The organism is Kluyvera ascorbata (assembly GCF_023195735.1).
GTDB lineage: Bacteria > Pseudomonadota > Gammaproteobacteria > Enterobacterales > Enterobacteriaceae > Kluyvera > Kluyvera ascorbata.
Window position 1 is genome coordinate 4,360,548 of record NZ_CP096201.1, and the last position, 16,540, is coordinate 4,377,087.

General features: G+C 58.8%; 16 protein-coding genes. 9 read left to right on the forward strand and 7 right to left on the reverse strand.

The window, feature by feature from the left end; genetic code table 11:
- Entirely contained in the window at nt 1-1,371 is a 1,371-nt protein-coding gene (locus MY052_RS20840) for an NAD-dependent succinate-semialdehyde dehydrogenase (RefSeq protein ID WP_248537773.1), read from the reverse strand.
- A gap of 137 nt (nt 1,372-1,508) precedes the next feature.
- Complete coding sequence (locus MY052_RS20845) at nt 1,509-4,049, reverse strand: penicillin G acylase (protein WP_248537774.1); 2,541 nt, start codon at nt 4,047-4,049, stop codon at nt 1,509-1,511.
- 222 nt (nt 4,050-4,271) lie between these two features.
- On the opposite strand from MY052_RS20845, the gene MY052_RS20850 reads away from it, so the two are divergent.
- Both MY052_RS20850 and MY052_RS20855 read left to right on the forward strand, forming a co-directional pair.
- The gene (locus MY052_RS20850; protein WP_248537775.1) at nt 4,272-5,015 is read left to right on the forward strand and encodes a helix-turn-helix transcriptional regulator; all 744 of its coding nucleotides are present in this window, start codon (nt 4,272-4,274) and stop codon (nt 5,013-5,015) included.
- Nucleotides 5,016-5,062: 47 nt separating this feature from the next.
- The gene (locus tag MY052_RS20855) at nt 5,063-5,704 is read left to right on the forward strand and encodes a LysE family translocator (RefSeq protein ID WP_248537776.1); all 642 of its coding nucleotides are present in this window, start codon (nt 5,063-5,065) and stop codon (nt 5,702-5,704) included.
- 40 nt (nt 5,705-5,744) lie between these two features.
- Here the strand turns inward: MY052_RS20855 and MY052_RS20860 are convergent, their stop codons facing one another.
- Nucleotides 5,745-5,909 carry a DUF1127 domain-containing protein gene (locus tag MY052_RS20860; RefSeq protein ID WP_072011371.1) on the reverse strand — a complete coding sequence of 55 codons (165 nt, stop codon included), beginning with the start codon at nt 5,907-5,909 and terminating at the stop codon, nt 5,745-5,747.
- Between the two features lie 178 nt (nt 5,910-6,087).
- Between MY052_RS20860 and MY052_RS20865 the strand changes: the two genes are divergently transcribed.
- Complete coding sequence (locus MY052_RS20865; protein WP_248537777.1) at nt 6,088-7,509, forward strand: aminotransferase-like domain-containing protein; 1,422 nt, start codon at nt 6,088-6,090, stop codon at nt 7,507-7,509.
- Here the strand turns inward: MY052_RS20865 and MY052_RS20870 are convergent.
- Nucleotides 7,504-8,238, reverse strand: coding sequence for a Fic family protein (locus MY052_RS20870; protein ID WP_248537779.1), 735 nt, complete (start codon nt 8,236-8,238; stop codon nt 7,504-7,506). The two genes, MY052_RS20865 and MY052_RS20870, sit on opposite strands and share 6 nt — an antisense overlap.
- A 265-nt stretch (nt 8,239-8,503) precedes the next feature.
- Here MY052_RS20870 and symE point away from each other — a divergent pair, with 265 nt between their 5' ends.
- Nucleotides 8,504-8,842: an endoribonuclease SymE gene (gene symE, locus MY052_RS20875; protein WP_248537780.1), complete on the forward strand. Its 339-nt coding sequence runs from the start codon at nt 8,504-8,506 to the stop codon at nt 8,840-8,842.
- 58 nt (nt 8,843-8,900) lie between these two features.
- Here the strand turns inward: symE and MY052_RS20880 are convergent, their stop codons facing one another.
- Nucleotides 8,901-9,845, reverse strand: coding sequence for a TauD/TfdA dioxygenase family protein (locus MY052_RS20880; protein ID WP_248537781.1), 945 nt, complete (start codon nt 9,843-9,845; stop codon nt 8,901-8,903).
- Between the two features lie 144 nt (nt 9,846-9,989).
- Here MY052_RS20880 and MY052_RS20885 point away from each other — a divergent pair, with 144 nt between their 5' ends.
- From MY052_RS20885 to MY052_RS20905, 5 genes are all read left to right on the forward strand, one after another.
- Nucleotides 9,990-10,232 carry a DUF2164 domain-containing protein gene (locus MY052_RS20885; RefSeq protein ID WP_182929539.1) on the forward strand — a complete coding sequence of 81 codons (243 nt, stop codon included), beginning with the start codon at nt 9,990-9,992 and terminating at the stop codon, nt 10,230-10,232.
- On the forward strand, nt 10,229-10,699 hold the full coding sequence (locus MY052_RS20890; RefSeq protein WP_248537783.1) for a GNAT family N-acetyltransferase: 471 nt from the start codon (nt 10,229-10,231) through the stop codon (nt 10,697-10,699). The genes MY052_RS20885 and MY052_RS20890 overlap by 4 nt, the downstream gene beginning before the upstream one ends.
- A gap of 77 nt (nt 10,700-10,776) precedes the next feature.
- On the forward strand, nt 10,777-11,928 hold the full coding sequence (locus tag MY052_RS20895) for a double-cubane-cluster-containing anaerobic reductase (RefSeq protein WP_248537784.1): 1,152 nt from the start codon (nt 10,777-10,779) through the stop codon (nt 11,926-11,928).
- Between the two features lie 8 nt (nt 11,929-11,936).
- Nucleotides 11,937-12,698 (forward strand): acyl-CoA dehydratase activase, encoded by a 762-nt coding sequence (gene yjiL / locus MY052_RS20900; RefSeq protein WP_248537785.1) that lies wholly within the window; start codon nt 11,937-11,939, stop codon nt 12,696-12,698.
- Nucleotides 12,695-12,940: a putative Se/S carrier protein gene (locus tag MY052_RS20905; protein ID WP_248537787.1), complete on the forward strand. Its 246-nt coding sequence runs from the start codon at nt 12,695-12,697 to the stop codon at nt 12,938-12,940. Before yjiL ends, MY052_RS20905 begins: the two co-directional genes overlap by 4 nt.
- 85 nt (nt 12,941-13,025) lie before the next feature.
- On the opposite strand, the gene bglB is transcribed toward MY052_RS20905, so the two are convergent.
- Entirely contained in the window at nt 13,026-14,102 is a 1,077-nt protein-coding gene (gene bglB / locus MY052_RS20910; protein WP_248537789.1) for a beta-galactosidase BglB, read from the reverse strand.
- A complete protein-coding gene (locus MY052_RS20915) occupies nt 14,099-16,513 on the reverse strand; it encodes a hypothetical protein (protein ID WP_248537791.1) in 2,415 nt (804 codons plus the stop codon). The genes bglB and MY052_RS20915 overlap by 4 nt, the downstream gene beginning before the upstream one ends.
- Nucleotides 16,514-16,540: the final 27 nt, after the last annotated feature.

Here is a 16,540-nt window from a genome sequence, read left to right on the forward strand (position 1 = left end):
CTATTGGCGCACTACCACCAGCTTCTGGTTCACAAACTCTTTGATCCCCAGATCCGACAGCTCGCGCCCGTAGCCGGAACGCTTCACTCCGCCAAACGGCAGTTCAGCCGCGGTATCGGTGAGCCAGTTGATGTACACCATCCCGGTCTCAATGCGCGAGGCCATTTTCTTCGCCCGTTCAATATCCTGGCTAAAGACCGCGCCGCCCAGCCCGTAGTGGGAATCATTGGCCAGAGCTACCGCTTCATCATCGCTCTTCACCACGTAAATCTGCGCGACAGGGCCGAAGAACTCTTCGAAATACGCCGGGTTATCGCGGGAAATGTGGGTCAGGATGGTGGGCTCGAAGAAGCTGCCGTCACGCTGCACCGGCTTACCGCCGAGATGTAGCTTCGCGCCGTTTTTCACTGCTTCGTTGACCTGTTTGGTCAGCGTCTCCAGCGCGTCTTTTGACGACAGCGGGCCAAGCGTGGTGCTTTCATCCAGCGGGTCGCCAATTTTTGCCTGCTTAAACGCTTCGGTAAACTTGCTCAGGAAAGCATCGGCAATTTTCTCATGCAGCACAAAACGTTTTGCCGCGGTACAGACCTGCCCGGCGTTGTTAAGGCGGGCATTGACGCCGATTTTCACCGCTTTATCGAGGTTGGCATCGTCCAGCACCACGAAGACATCGTTACCGCCCAGCTCAAGGGTCGATTTCTTAATGTGCTTCGCCGCCTGTGCCGCCACCACGCTGCCCGCTTTTTCGGAGCCGGTCAGCGCTGCACCCTGCACGCGGTCGTCGGCAATAATGTTGGCCACCTGATCCTGCGAGATGTACAGATTCGCCCACGCCCCTTCCGGTGCACCCGCTTCACGCACCAGGTGCGCAAAGACCTCTGCGCAGTGCGGCACAATGCTGGCGTGCTTCGCCAGCACCGGGTTACCTGCTGCCAGGTTCGGGGCCAGCACGCGCATCAGCTGGTAATAAGGGAAATTCCACGGCTCAACGGCCATCAGCACGCCGATAGGATGATGTTCGACCCAGGCCTCGCCGAGCTCGGATTTGTACTTCACCGGCGCGAGAAACTGCTTCGCGTTGTCGGCATAGTAGCGGGCAATTTGCGCGCACAGTTTCACCTCGCCGCGACTTTGGGCGATCAGTTTGCCCATCTCCTGGCTGGCAATCTTCGCCAGCTCCTCAACGCGGGCATCTATCAAATCGGCTAATTTGTGGAGTACCGGCAGGCGCTGGTCGATATCCCCTTTTGCCCAGTCGGAATGGTAGAGCGCATCGGCCGCTTTCAGCGCCGCTTCAACGTCCGCGTCGGTATGAGAAGGGTATGCTTTGATAAGCTGGTTAGTGGCAGGATTAACTGTCTGGTAAGCCATCGTGAATCTCCTTGTTTTTACCGCTTAGGGTATTAAGGGTAGTCAATCTGGCTGGCTGCGGACGTAAAGTTGGGTATAAACGGAGGTTTCCGAATAGTCATCCCCCGCCGGACAAAACGGGGGATGACAGGAAGAAATTACCGTTTCACCTGTAACACTTCCTGCGATTCCTTATGCGACTCCACCTCTTGCGGGGTTAACCACAGCGATTTACGCCCGAAGGTTTCATACATTTTTAGCTGATCGTCATAGTGCTTATCCGCCTTGCCGTCCGGGGCAATAAACCCGCTTTGACCCGGCGCGACCACGTCCCAGGCAAGCACCGGGCTTTTGCTGGCCGACGGCGAGAACACGATCATGTCATTTTCCGTGCCGCGGTTCTGGTATTCCGCCTGATGACGCGCTTCATCCGCTGCCGCCTGCGGCACGCCGAAGAAGTTATTGGCCCGGAAGGTCAGCGCCATCGCCGGCGTTTTCCAGCCGTTCAGGTCGTTGCCGTAGCGCTTTGACAGCGTCTGCCAGGCATCGTCCAGCGCCGCCAGCACCACCTCGTGCTGCGGTTTTCCGCCAAACAGATCGACCGCCTGCGGAATCGGCGACTTCTCGCCCTGCAGCGCTTCGTAAAGGATCTTCGCCCCTACGCTGATGTTCAGCGAGCCGGTTGGCCCGTCCTGCGTCGTCTCATAGCCGCTGGCGCTGTACCAGTCACCGAACGGCTTCGGTACCGCCGTCACAACCGTGCGTTTCAGCATACTGGTCAGCCAGGCGTTGAGAATCGCCGAGCCTGGCTGCTGATAGGTTTTACCGCCTTCGTTGAGCAGGTTGCTGCCATCCCAGCCGGTTAGTTTATCCACCAGCTGGCGACGCGGGTCGCTCACCGGCAGGCCCGCCGTCGCGTCCTTGAGCGTCGGCAGGAAGAGCCGCAGGTTCAGATCCTGTCGGCTGGTTTTGCGGATCACATCCCAGGCCTGATCGGCGGTAAAGCGCGGCTGCTTATCAAGAATGCGGTCAATCTCGGTCACGCGATCCGCGCCACCCCACAGGAAGGCAAACAGATCGGATGCCGGATAATCTTTTTGCGGTGAGTTGTTCCAGTTGGCGATATAGCCCGACTGCGGGTTATACACTTTCGGGTTCAATTCAAAAGAGAGCAGCCCCTTCCAGTCCCACTTTCCGGTGCCGGGCACCGGCAGGCGCGGGTCGTGGCCCGGCTGGCGGTCAGGATACGCGCCGGTATGCACGTAGCCGATATTGCCGTTCACGTCGGCGTAGTACCAGTTGATGGTCAGCGCCTGTTTTGCCGCCTGCTGCGTCCACTCCTGCCAGTTTTTGGCTTTCATCTGGTGAGTCCACGCCAGCAGCGATGCCACCTCTTTGCCTTCCCACGCGCGCGCCTTAGCGTAGGCCGTTTGTGTGGCAGGGTCGGTTTTCATCACATTTCCGTGCAGGGTGCGCCAGACGGTAAAGGTCTCCGACTGGCCGTCTTTGACCTTAATGGTCTCTTCGCGGCTGAGCATTTTCACCCACTGGCCGTTATGCTGATAATAGTCCGGCTTATCTTTCGACAACTTTTCGGCAAAGATGTCGACATCATCGCCGAAACCAGCGGTAGAACCCCAGGAAATCGTGCCGTTGTGACCAAACACCAGGCCAGGATAAGCAAACGGCGTATTGCCAGTGACGTCGTAGCCCGCGCCGTGCAGGCCAATGCCGTAGGTATAAGCAGGCGCATACCAGCCGAACTGCGGGCCGTTAACCATAATGGCTTTTGCATCCTGCGCTTTGTTTTTACCGATCACCCACATGTTGCTGGTTGTTGGGTAGCCCGCCAGCCCGTTGGCCCCGCTCTGCGCAAACTGCGCGGCGATGGTTTCGCGGTTTTGTCCCGCCGTCAGCGCCAGCAGTGCGCCGTCTGCGCCTTTTGCCGGCCGGTCGAGCATCGGTGCCGGCAGGTCGTAGCGCGGGAGCAAGGCCGCCGTTTGCGTATTGTTAAGGTCGAACTTGAGCGGATAGTGGCTCTCCTTAGGGGAAATGGTCGTTGGCGCGGAAGGGTTCACCAGCCATTTTAACTGGTCAAAGACCGCCATCCCCTGCTGCTTACCGTATTTGTCTTTTAGCGCCGTCAGCAGCGCCAGGTTATCAATTTCGCTGGTACTGTCAGAGAATCGGTTCGCCATCGTGCCGACAAAAACCATCGCTACATCAAAAGGCTGCCAGTGCTGTGGTGCAAAACCAAAGGTGGAAAACGGTTTTGGCAGCAGCGTGCCGGGGTTGGCGTTCACTTTATCAATCCAGGCGTTCATGCCGTCGGCATAGCCTTGAAGGATGGACTTATCCTCCGGTGCTAGCGCCGCAATTTGCGCCCGGATAGAATCCGGCCAGTAGTTCTGGCGAATCCCCTTATCAAAACTGACGAACGACTTGCCGAGGACTTCAGAGACCGTGCCCTGCGTGCTGCGCCGCGCCATCTCCATCTGGAACAGGCGATCCTGCGCCACCACGTAGCCATAGCCGTAAAACAGCCGATAGGTATCATCGGCGTAAATATGCGGCATGCCGTATTCATCGCGAACAATCTTGACCTCGGTCTGGGCACCTGCCGCCAACGCGGAAAGGCTCCAGGAACACATCAGGGAAGCAGCAACACAGTTCACGATCATACGATTTGTATTTTTCATTGTATCCTCTTGCAGGTGTATGATTAGCGAGTTGATACTAGCTGTGAAGCAACACTTATCTATATGAGGCGAATGATTTCAGCGTGAACTGTGAGTCTGATACCAGTTATTTGATACATTAAATTCGTTAATGTGATCTAAAGCGAATCGTTTATTTTTCACACATCTCCACCCACCTTCCCCTAATGTGGTATAAAAATAAAAAACCGCCGGGGGAAGCGAATGACCACACCACGCGATATTCATCAGACCTTCGCCCGACTGCCGGGGCTTGAACGACGCAGCACCTGGCAGAGCACGCAGGCCTATAAGCGCCACAGTCACCCGCAGCTCTCGATAGGGGCGATTCTCGAAGGTGGAACGCGCTGCGTCTGTGACGGGCTGGAGTACCTTTTGTCACCCGGCGACCTTATCGTTATCCCCGCCAACGCGCCGCACAGCTGCAACCCGATACAAGGAAAGCCGCGCAGCTACCATATGCTCTATCTCGACACGCCGCTGCCATTAGCCCGGCAGGTCATTCGCAACGATGCGCTGTTCAGCCTGTATCTCACCGTCGTTGAGCAGATGTCCGCCGACGCGCTGACAACGCTGTTATCCGCTCTTTCCCTGCGAACTGGCGTTGATGAAAAACTGCGTTCCACCAGCCAACATCTGCAGCAGGCGCTACTGGCAAACCCCGTCTCTCCCCCCTCCCTTGATGCGTTCGCCGCACGTTTCTCGCTGCGTAAAGAGACCTTAATCCGGACGTTCAAGCAGGATACCGGCCTGACGCCCGGCAGTTTTCTTAACAACTCGCGCGTGGAGTACGCCAAAGTGCGGCTACGCGCCGGGGACGAGATTGCCGATGTGGCCTACCAGAGCGGCTTCGCCGACCAGAGCCATTTCCACAAAACCTTCGTCAGCTACACGGCCGCCACGCCGCGTCAGTACGCGCTGGGTAGATCAATATCAGACAATAATTAACGCCTCTTCAGGCCTACGCTGACCTCACGCTTTTTATTGAGGTCGCTATGGAACAGGTCACCACACTCTTCCCTCCCGCGTTTCCCGCACTGGCACTCGCGCACTTTATGGCGCTGCTCAGCCCGGGGCCGGACTTCTTTCTGTTGGTAGGCTACGCGCTACGCTTTCGACTGCGCGGCAGCGTGGGCGTTTGCCTTGGCATTGCGGCGGGAAACGGGTTCTACATTCTGCTGGTCGTCATTGGCTCCGGGCTGCTGCGCCAGGCGCCGCTGCTTTTCACCGGTATCGAACTAATGGGCGCCGCGTACCTGCTTTGGGTGGGCCGCCAGCTGCTGAATAGCCGCGCCGGAACACGGGAGTGGCAACATACCGCATCGGCGCTGCCCTCGCTCACCCGACAGCTGCTGCTGGGGCTGGGCTCTTCACTGCTGAATCCGAAAAATGCGCTGTTCTATCTGGCGCTGATGACGGCGCTGCTCGGCCCGGATGTCACACTGGTACAGCAGGCCGTATGCGGAGTCTGGATGACCGGCGTCGTGCTGCTTTGGGATCTGCTGTTGATCGTACTGATCGCGCTGCCGCAGGTTCAGCGACGGCTCGGTAATCTGGTCTGGAAAATTGAACGGGCGGCTGGCGGCATATTGATCGGCTTCGGCGGCTGGATCTTATGGCAATTTATGTTGAGCTAAAACGCGGGCGGGCGACGTGTCAGGCACGTCGCCCGTATTTTTAACCCACTTCATCACGGCGCAGCCCAACGTCTTTCAACTGCTCATCGCTCATTCGCCGCAATACACGACGTGTTTGCTGCAAATGCCACCATTTTTTCATAAAGCGCCACAGTTGCACAAAGCCGATAAACGGCTGTTTTGCCCGGTTCTCGTGAAATTCCATACTTTACCTCCTCACCTTGCCAGAGGCTTTATCTTCGCGGATTTCCGGTCCTGCAATACAGATTCAAAAAATACTTTTCTTTAACATACAGATTCGCTAAAACGATATCTGCGTGCGGTTTTTATCGCCTGACTGTACTGGTTTTCTCATCTGTATGGCGATCACTGGGGATACAGCAATGACGCGTTACCAACATCTGGCCAACCTGCTGGCCGAGCGAATTGAACAAGGGCTGTATCGCCACGGCGAAAAGCTGCCCTCCGTGCGCAGCCTGAGTCAGGAGCACGGCGTCAGCATCAGCACCGTACAGCAGGCTTATCAGACGCTGGAACAGCGCCAGCTGATCACCCCACAGCCGCGCTCCGGCTACTTCGTCGCGCCGCAAAAAGCCCAGCCGCCGGTGCCACCAATGTCACGCCCGGTACAGCGCCCGGTGGAGATCACCCAGTGGGATCAGGTGCTGAACATGTTGGATGCCCGCAGCGACAAGTCGATCATTCCTTTCGGCGGCGGCTCACCGGACGTCACCCAACCCACCCTAAAACCGCTGTGGCGCGAGATGAGCCGCGTGGTGCAGCACAATCTCAGTGAGGTGCTGAACTACGATGAGCTGGCCGGCCGCCGCGAGCTGCGCGAACAGATCGCCCGCCTGATGCTCGACGGCGGATCGGTAGTCACCGCCAACGACCTGATCATCACCAGCGGCTGCCACAGCGCGCTGTCGCTGGCGCTGCTGTCGGTATGCCAGCCGGGCGATATTATCGCCGTGGAATCCCCAACCTATTACGGCACCATGCAGCTGCTGCGCGGCTTAGGGCTGAAGGCCATTGAGATCCCCACCGATCCCAACACCGGGATCAGCATCGAAGCGCTGGAACTGGCGCTGGATCAGTGGCCGATCAAAGGGGTGATCCTCGTCCCCAACTGCAACAACCCGCAGGGCTTTATCATGCCCGACGCCCGTAAGCGCGCGGTGTTGAGCCTCGCCCAACGCTACGATATCGTGATTTTTGAAGACGATATTTACGGCGAACTGGCCACCGACTACCCGCGCCCACGTACCATCCACTCGTGGGATATCGACGGCCGGGTGATGCTGTGCAGCTCGTTTACCAAAACCATCGCCCCCGGCCTGCGCATTGGCTGGATAGCACCCGGCCGCTACTACGACAAGCTGTTGCAAATGAAATACGCCGCCAGCGGCACCAACGTGCCGTCGACTCAGCTTGCCGCCTCGAACTTTATCCGTGAAGGCCATTACCACCGCCACGTCCGGCGGATGCGGCAGATCTACCAGCGCAATATGGAGATCTACACCTGCTGGCTGCGCGAGTTTTTCCCCTGCGGGATCTGTGTGACCCGCCCAACCGGCGGTTTTATGCTGTGGGTGGAACTGCCTGAGCAGGTAGATATGGTGTGCGTGGCGAAGCAGCTGTGCCGGATGAAGATCCAGGTGGCACCGGGATCGCTGTTTTCGGCGTCGGGGAAATACCGGAACTGCTTGCGGATCAACTGCGCGCTGCCGCCGATCGACAAGCACCGCGAGGTGATGGTGCAGCTGGGGACGGCGGTGAAGGTGGCGATGGAGCCAGAGTTATAGGGTGTAGCAGTCGGCCAGAAATTCCATCATCTCGGTGGCATCTTTACTGTGGTAGAAACGCACCATTTTACCGTTGAACTCCAGCGCGCGAGCAGCGGGAATGCTGATAGGATTATAGCCATGCATCATCAGCCAGCCATTCATCATATGGCGACTAGTGCGTTTGTTGCCGTCGAAGAAGAACTGGAAGTACGCACCGAACAGGAACATCGCCAGCCCGCCTTCGAACGGCGGCAGCGCTTTAATCTGGCTAACGCCCTCGGCAAAAATGCGGTTCAGCTCTGGTGCACCCGCTTCGGTTGCTGGCGGGAAATGCGTCCCCAGCTCCCCGAGATGGACGCGAGCGTTATAGTGCAGTTCCTCACCTTCCCCACGAAAGACGCCCCATTCCAGCGCTTCGTTACGCGCGATAATGCTATGCAGCAAGGTGAAGGTTTTTTTATCCAGCGCAAAACGCCCGGTTTGCACCAGCTCAATGAGTTTTTTACTGCTGTCGGCCAGATTCAATACCTGTTCGGTATCGCTGACCTTATGCCCACCCACGGTCACGCCGTCGAGAAGGGTTTTCACCTCGACAAAGGTGTACGGGTTGTTTTCCAGCTGCGCGGCATCCCAGACAAAGCTGGCGATATGGGTTTTGAAAGTGAACAGCGCTACGCGGGTGCCTGGATTCTGGACGGCAGGAACTACAGTGCTATCCCAAGTGAGTCCCAGCAGTTCGGTCGTCATGCGTTGAGTCCTTGTAACGGTTTTATGTGACAGTATTCCACAGTTTTGCCACAACGATAAAATAATCGTCAATACGGTGCTGATGGAGAGAGGGGGTTTTATCTGAGGGTTTGAAGCGGATCTTAATACAAGGTGCGTTTTTTTTAACTGGATTAGGCGGGTGTTACTGGTTATATTTACAGGTGTTTTTTTTTATCGCAAGACGCCCGTGGTGGAACACGAGCGCCTCGCTAATCACAATCACTATTCCAGGAGAATAGCAGTCATGACTGATACCCATTCTATTGCAGATCCATGCGTTCCAGAAGTCTCCCCAACAAATAACCGTCACTTAACCGTGAGTTATGCGAGCCGTTATCCGGATTATACCCGCATCCCCGCACTCACCATGAAGGGCCAGTGGCTGGAAGCCGCCGGTTTTGCCACCGGCACAGAAGTCGATGTGAAGGTGATGAACGGCTGTATTGTGCTGACGGCAAAACAGCCGGAGCCGGAACTGATGCAGTCGCTGCAGCAGGTCTGCAAGCTGTCGGCGCGTAAACAGCGTCAGGTGCAGGAGTTTATTGGGGTGATTTCAGGCAAACCGCAAAGACGGGAAGCGTAAATACCGCAGGTGAAAATCGCCGGGTGGCGTTGCGCTTACCCGGCCTACCGTTCGAGCGCTATGAAGCCGCGCTAACCGCCCCGTCCCCATTCGCCGCATCCTGCGGTTTTGACACCGTGCGGCTTTTGCTGCCATCCACCCCAACCGCAATCTCCCCTTCCACCGTTACCCGGCGCACCACGCGTGGCTGGGTGCCGTAGTCGTTGACCGCGTAGTGTTGGGTGCTGCGGTTATCCCAAATCACCACGTCGCCCTGCTGCCACTGCCAGCGCACGGTGTTATCGAGGCGGGTGATGCGGTTTTGCAGCAGCTCGAATAATTGTGCGGACTCCCGCGAGCTGAAGCCCACCAGCCGTTTGACAAAGTGCCCGAGCAGCAGCGCGCGTTCGCCGCTGACCGGATGGACGTGTACCACCGGGTGTTCGGCTTCCCATACCGAAGAGACAAATACCTTCTGGTGATGCGCCAGGCGGTGGCTTTCGACGACAACGCGTTCGGCGCCGTAGTCATAGTCGTTGCTGTGCACCGCGCGCAGGGTGTCGACGAAGCGCTTAAGCGTCTCCGGCAACTGTTCGTAGGCGCGGGCGGTGTTGGCCCACACGGTGTCGCCGCCGTATTCCGGGATAGTGACGCCGCGCAGGATAGAAATTTTCGGGAAGGCGTCAACGAAGGTGACGTCGGTGTGCCAGGAGTCGGCGCGGCCGCCGCCTTTGGAGGCGTCGAGTTCGAACAGTTTGGTGCCTTCCGGCGCAGGGACGGTGGGATGGGCGACAATCTTGCCAAAGCGTGCGCCGAAGGCCTGATGCTCGGCATCGGTCAGGTGACTTTGCTGGCGGAAGAACAGCACTTTGTATTTGACCAGCGCCGCGTCGAGCTGGGCGAAGGTGTCGGCATCCAGGTCGGCGGAAAGGCGAATGTCGCGGATCTCCGCGCCGATATTGCCCGCCACGCGGCGAAGATTTAATAAAGGAAAATCAGTATCAGCAGTGTTCACAGCAGTCATGATGGCGCCCCTTTAACATCGTCAGAAGCCCGAATATAGAAATATTCCAGCGGGTCACAAAGTCGAGTTTGTGATATTGATAGGTCGCAGATGGGATTGCATTATTCGGCATTGAGCCGCCCCGGGGAAAATACAGGAGCCACAATGACCACGGAAATCACCCTTACCCCCGCCGAGCGCGAGAAGCTGCGCGATCGGCTGACCGACTACTGCGCCAAACAGTTCGACCTCGATCTGGAACAGTTCGACGCGGAGTTCTTTATCGATTTTATTATCGAAAATCTGGGGCCGGCCTTTTATAACGCCGGGATTGATGAAGCGATTCGTACCCACTTTGCGTGGAGCGAGCGCATTCAGGAAGAGATGGATCTGAAGAAAATTCTATGAATTCACAGCACGTTATTCGTTCTTTACGCGACCATCCCGAGCAGATGGAGGCGGTTATCGCCTATTTCCAGCAGCAGTGGGCGTCGGAAGAATCAATGATGGTTTACGACGACGCGCTGCGCCGCTCACCGGGAGCGAAAAACCCGCTGCCGCAGTGGTACTGGTTGCAGGACGGCGAGCACATCATCGGCTGCGCGGGGTTGATTACCAACGATTTTATCAGCCGCGGCGAGCTGTATCCGTGGCTGTGCGCGCTGTACATCGAGCCGGAATACCGTCAGCTGGGGTTGGCCCGCCGGCTGATTGAGCATATCGCCCGGCACGCCCGCATGCTGGGGTTTAGCCAGCTGCATCTGTGCACCGACATCGACGGATTTTACGAGAAATCAGGGTTCATATTTAACGGGTTAGGCTACCATCCGTGGGGAGAATCTTCCCGGGTTTACAGCCGAGAGCTGGGGGTATGATCAACAAAACCCTATTTTAGATATGGGTATAATGGCGACTTATTTTATCGTCTCCCGTGTTACGGGGAAGGAAAATCATGTCGCTTATCACCGATCTACCCGCCATTTTCGATCAGTTCTCCGAAGCCCGCCAGAAAGGCTTTCTTACCGTCATGGATCTCAAAGAGCAGGGCACGCCGCTGGTCGGCACCTACTGCACCTTTATGCCGCAGGAGATCCCGATGGCGGCGGGCGCGGTCGTCGTGTCGCTGTGCTCTACGTCAGATGAAACCATTGAAGAAGCGGAGAAAGACCTGCCGCGCAACCTTTGCCCGCTTATCAAAAGTAGCTACGGCTTTGGCAAAACCGACAAATGCCCCTACTTCTACTTCTCCGATCTGGTGGTCGGTGAAACCACCTGCGACGGCAAAAAGAAGATGTACGAGTACATGGCCGAGTTTAAGCCAGTGCACGTAATGCAGCTGCCGAACAGCGCCGCCGACGCGGCTTCCCGCGCGCTGTGGAAGGCGGAAATCCTGCGTCTTCAGCAGGCGGTTGAAGCACGTTTTGGCACGCAAATTACCGAAGCATCGCTGCGCGAGGCGATCGCCCTCAAGAACCGCGAGCGCCGGGCGCTGGCCAACTTCTACCGCGTCGGGCAGCTCAATCCACCGGCGTTAAGCGGCAGCGACATTCTGAAAGTGGTGTATGGCGCAACCTTCCGCTTCGATAAAGAGGCGCTGATTGATGAGCTGAACGGCATGGCCGAGCGCGTGCGTCAGGAGTGGGAAAACGGCAAACGGCTGGATGCCCGCCCGCGCATTCTGATCACCGGCTGCCCAATTGGCGGAGCGGCGGAGAAAGTGGTGAAAGCCATCGAGGACAACGGCGGCTGGGTGGTGGGCTATGAAAACTGTACCGGCGCGAAGGCCACCGAACGCTGCGTGGACGAAGACGGCGACGTCTACGACGCGCTGACCGATAAATACCTCGCCATTGGCTGCTCGTGCATCTCACCCAACGACCAGCGCCTGACCCTGCTCAGCCAGATGGTGGAAGAGTATCAGGCCGATGGCGTGGCCGACGTGATTTTGCAGGCCTGCCATACCTATGCCGTTGAATCAATGGCCATTAAACGCCACGTACGCCAGCAGCACAACATTCCCTATATCGCCATCGAGACCGACTACTCGACCGCCGACATCGGCCAGTTGAGTACCCGTGTCGCGGCGTTTATTGAAATGCTGTAGGAGCGCTTGTGACGTTTTCGATAGGTATTGATTCAGGCTCCACTGCGACCAAAGGCATTCTGCTGGAAGACGGCGTGATTCGCCGCCGCTTCCTCGCACCCACGCCGTTTCGCCCCGCCGATGCGATTGTTGAGGCATGGGAAACGCTGCGCGCCGGGCTGGAAGTGCGGCCATTTTTGACGCTGACCGGTTACGGCCGCCAGCTGGTTAATTTTGCCGACAAGCAGGTGACGGAAATCTCCTGTCACGGGCGCGGCGCACGGCTGCTGCTGCCGGAAACCCGTACGGTGATTGATATCGGTGGTCAGGACAGCAAGGTGATCCAGTTAGATGACGACGGCAACCTCACCGATTTCCTGATGAACGACAAGTGCGCGGCGGGTACCGGGCGTTTTCTGGAAGTAATATCGCGCACGCTGGGGGCCAGCGTCGAGCAGCTTGATGCGCTGACCGCAGGCGTGGAGCCACACATGATTACCAGCATGTGCACGGTGTTTGCCGAATCCGAAGTGATTAGCCTGCGCTCCGCGGGCGTCCCGCCGGAGGCGATTCTGGCTGGGGTGGTTAACGCGATGGCGCGACGCAGCGCCAACTTTACCGGCCGACTGTCGGCACAGGGGCCGCTGCTGTTTACCGGTGGCGTTAGCCACTGCGCGGCGTTTGGGCGGATGCTGTCAGCGCACGTGAACATGCCGGTGCACACGCATCCCGACGCGCAGTTTGCCGGGGCGATTGGCGCGGCGATGATTGGGCAACGGGCGAGAAAATGACGGAGTATCTGTTTTTGTTCCACTCGACGCTGGGCGTGGTGCAAACCCGCAAGGCGCTCCAGGCCACAGAGATATCCTTCCGGGTGGCGGATATTCCGCGCCAGCTTCGCGGCGGCTGCGGGCTGTGTATTTATCTGCATTGCGAGGAAGGCAGCGAGTTACGCTGGGTGATGCCCGGCGCAACGGAGAGTATTTATCGCTGCGGCGAGGGGTTTGTATTGTTGCATACGTTCCCGGGGTAGTGCGGTGTTTTGCCGGGTGGCGGCTGCGCCTTACCCGGCCTACAAACTGCGGCGTAGGCCTGATAAGCGCAGCGCCATCAGGCAATTAACGGCACCACTTCTCCTGCTGAAGCTCCAGCAATAGCAGCATCATCAGCGCCTGGGCGTAGGGCACCGGAGCCATGGCGATATCGCAGTAATATTGCAGGTCCGGCCCGACCATCGTCCCTTTTGATGCTTCCAGTAAGATCCCATCGTCGATCCTGTCGCGCAGTGCATGCCAGGCGCGCATCGCGTGATCGGCCACCTTCTCGTCGAGGATCCCCATTCTTACACCGCGCAGCATGCCGTAGGCGATCCCGGCGGTGGCGGAAGATTCTTGCGGCGATAAAGGATCGTCGAGCAGCGTGTGCCACATGCCGTTGTCGGCCTGAAGCTCGCACAGGGTATTCACCTGGCGCGCGACCACCACCGAGAGGTAGCGCTTCACGCTGGCGTCGAGGCTGTCGCCGAGCAGGGCGATAAATTCCGGGATCGCCACGGTGATCCACGCGTTGCCGCGCCCCCAGAACGCGGCCGAGAAATGATGTTTACCGACAAACGTCCAGCCGTGATACCACAGGCCGCTCGCCGGTTCGCATAGGTAGCGGGTGTGCAGCAGGAACTGGTACGAGGCTTCGTCGATCAGGTCTTTGCGCTTCAGCACCACGCCCGCGGTACCAAGGAACAGACAGGTCATAAACAGCGTGTCGTCCCACAGATGACCGGTGTTCGGCTGCTCTTTCACCACATGCTGGAAGCCGCCCTCTTCGGTTTTTGGCAAGGTGCGTAACAGCGCGTCGGCCCAGTCGTTCACCACCTTCAGCAGATCGTCCCGCCCGGTGTGCCCGGCCACCAGCGCGAGGGTGATCATCGGCGCGGTGGTGTTGATCTGGATTTCAGGCAGCCCTTTCGCCAGTTGATCTTCATACCAGGTGAGGATCGACTGCTGGAGGCGAGCATCATTCTGCTGGCGCGCATACTGCCAGAAGCCGTACAGGCCGACGCCCACTTCCCATTCCCACTCTTCGAAGTGGATCGCAAAACCTTCACCGCCGCGGGTGCCGACTTCACCCATATTTTTCAGGCGGCAGAAGCCCTGAACCACCTGCTCCAGCAGGCCATTTAATGCTGCGTTGTTCATTGCGCGTCTCCTGACACCGTGACCTGAATTTCATTGCCCACCAGCGTCGGGAACGCGGCGGCCTTGCCGTTGTGCTGGCAGTTACCCTGCCCGTCGAGCTGCATAAGCGTGTGCTGGCTATCCATCACCCGCGCGACGTCGCCTTGATGTTCAATGCGCAGCGCCTGAACGCGCTGGCAGAAGGCGCTAAAATCACCCTCGCCCACTTCCAGCCACCACGCCACGCGGCGGCCTTCGGCGCGCACTTCATCGCCGTTGACGGTGAGCGGCTGCGAGCACAGCACGGCGGCAAACGCGTTGCCCGCCCGTACCACCACACCCTGTGCCAGCGAGCGCACCTCATCAAAGGCTTCAGCGTGAAGATGCAGATGTGTCCAGCCGAGCGCATCGCGCTCGTCCAGTTGCCACAGCAGCATCGCCTGATTTTCTACCTGCATCACACGCGGCAGCACGCCGTTGCCCGCCCAGAAGGAGGGACGCGCTTCGCTGCCCGGCGCCACATCACCCGGATGGTTCACCCACAGCCGCGCCTCGGGACGCGCGGCAAACTGCACATCCACCAGATGCTGCTGATGCCCGCGCTCGCCGCTGTGGTGATCCACGCAGCTCGAGAGACAGACCGTTGGCTGCTTCCACGCCACAATGCTGCCGCCACCGCACTGATAGTGGGCGCTGAGCGTACCGTGGGTTAAGCGCGCGTAGCGTGCCGATTCTAACGGCGGCACATAGTCGCTCAGGCAGAAGAACGGCAGCGAGGCGCACTTACGATTGACGTGCCCGCCGCCCCAGGCGACGTGGCCGAAGGCGGAAAGCTCGGTCATCTGGCCTGCCAGCAGCTCTTTTTCATACACCCGGCCCATGGTGCCCGCGGCAATGCCGGACTGATAATGCAGCGAACTGGTCTGCATCAGGCGGTCAATCAAGCGCTGGGCGCGCTGGCGCAGCGTGGCATCGTCGGCTAGCTGGTAGAGCGCGAACAGGCCGATGTAGTCCACCGGGTAGTAAGGCGCGGAGTTCCACTCAACAAAGCCCTGCTGCTCGACCGCATCGAACCAGGCGTTCAGGCGTTGAGCAGCCACCGCCTGTTGTTCGCGGCCCGTGCGGCCAGAAGCAATAAAGCGTTCCTCCGGGAACATCTGACCGGCGAGATACTGGGCGGTGTGGAAGCACAGCGCGTGGTTTTCGCTCCAGTACCACATCACGTCGTTGCCCAATTCGTCGTACCAGTAGCGATAGCCAACGATGGCGGAGCGCACGCGCTTCCACAGCACCGCCGGGAAGTGTTCGCCGTGGAAGTCATGCCAGATCCACAGCAGCGGTACCATCGAAAAATCCGAGCAGTCCTGGCGGGCGCTGATACGTTGCAGGGTGCGAATCAGTAATTCCTGCGCCTGCGGGCCGGTATCGCCCACGTGCAGCATGGCCAGCAAACGCCCGGTGCGCGGTACGCCGTGCTCGGCGATGTAGCTCAGGGCCACGCGTTTACGGGTCTCCAGCACGCCTTCGCCGCCGGGCAGCGCCTCATGGGGCAGCACGGTGACGCTAAGATGGCGACTCATGGTGACATCACCCAGCGAGGCGGTCAGCGTCAGGCGGTAGTGGCCCATGCCGATTGAGGCCGGAAGCGGGAGCGTTAGCTCGCCGCTGCCGGTGGCGAGCAGGCCGAAATCCAGCGGCGTCGTCGGGATGCCATCGTTGCCGAGGCTGTGGACCGCGCCGCGCAGCGTCAGGGTCATATTGGCCTGGCAGCCCAGCATCAGACGCTGGTCGCGGGCGGTGAGGGTCGCGGGCAGCCAGTCCATAAACTGCGCCAGCGCTTCCACATACGCCGTATCCATCGTCGGCAGCCCTGCCTCAAGCGGATGCTCACCAAGATAGATCATGCGAAAAGCAAAAATCGTGTCGCGTTCAAATAGCTCGTCAAGGTGGATCAGCAGCGCGTTCTCCCCCTGCTGAAGCGGAATCTCAACGGCCTGCGTTTGCAGCGTATTGCGCGTGAACGGCGTGAAGCAGGCGACCTGCTCGCTGCCGTTCCAGATACGCACGCCGCCGCAGGTGGCAATCTCGAAAGGATAGCGGCCGGTTTGCGGCGCACGCAGCGTCACGCGCAGCCAGCGCTGGCTGTGGGTGGCAACGGGCTGCACGCCCGAAAAGGTGACGGTATCGCTGTGTCCGGTCCAGGTGACCTCGCTTGCCGGTAACGCCTTCTCTGGTGACACGGCGCGCCTGGCGAAATCGCGACGGAAGATGCGCCGACAGAATGCGTCCTCCGCCGGGCCTTTACCGTTGCCGAACCGATAGTCCATCGGTTCATCGACCGCTTCGCCCGTGAAAAACTCTGCAAACCGCTCATTGTGCGGCAGTGACACCGTAAAACGCGTCAGCGCTTCGCCCGCAACCAGCCTCATCATGCTTTCCTCAATAACCGCTAAGTAATG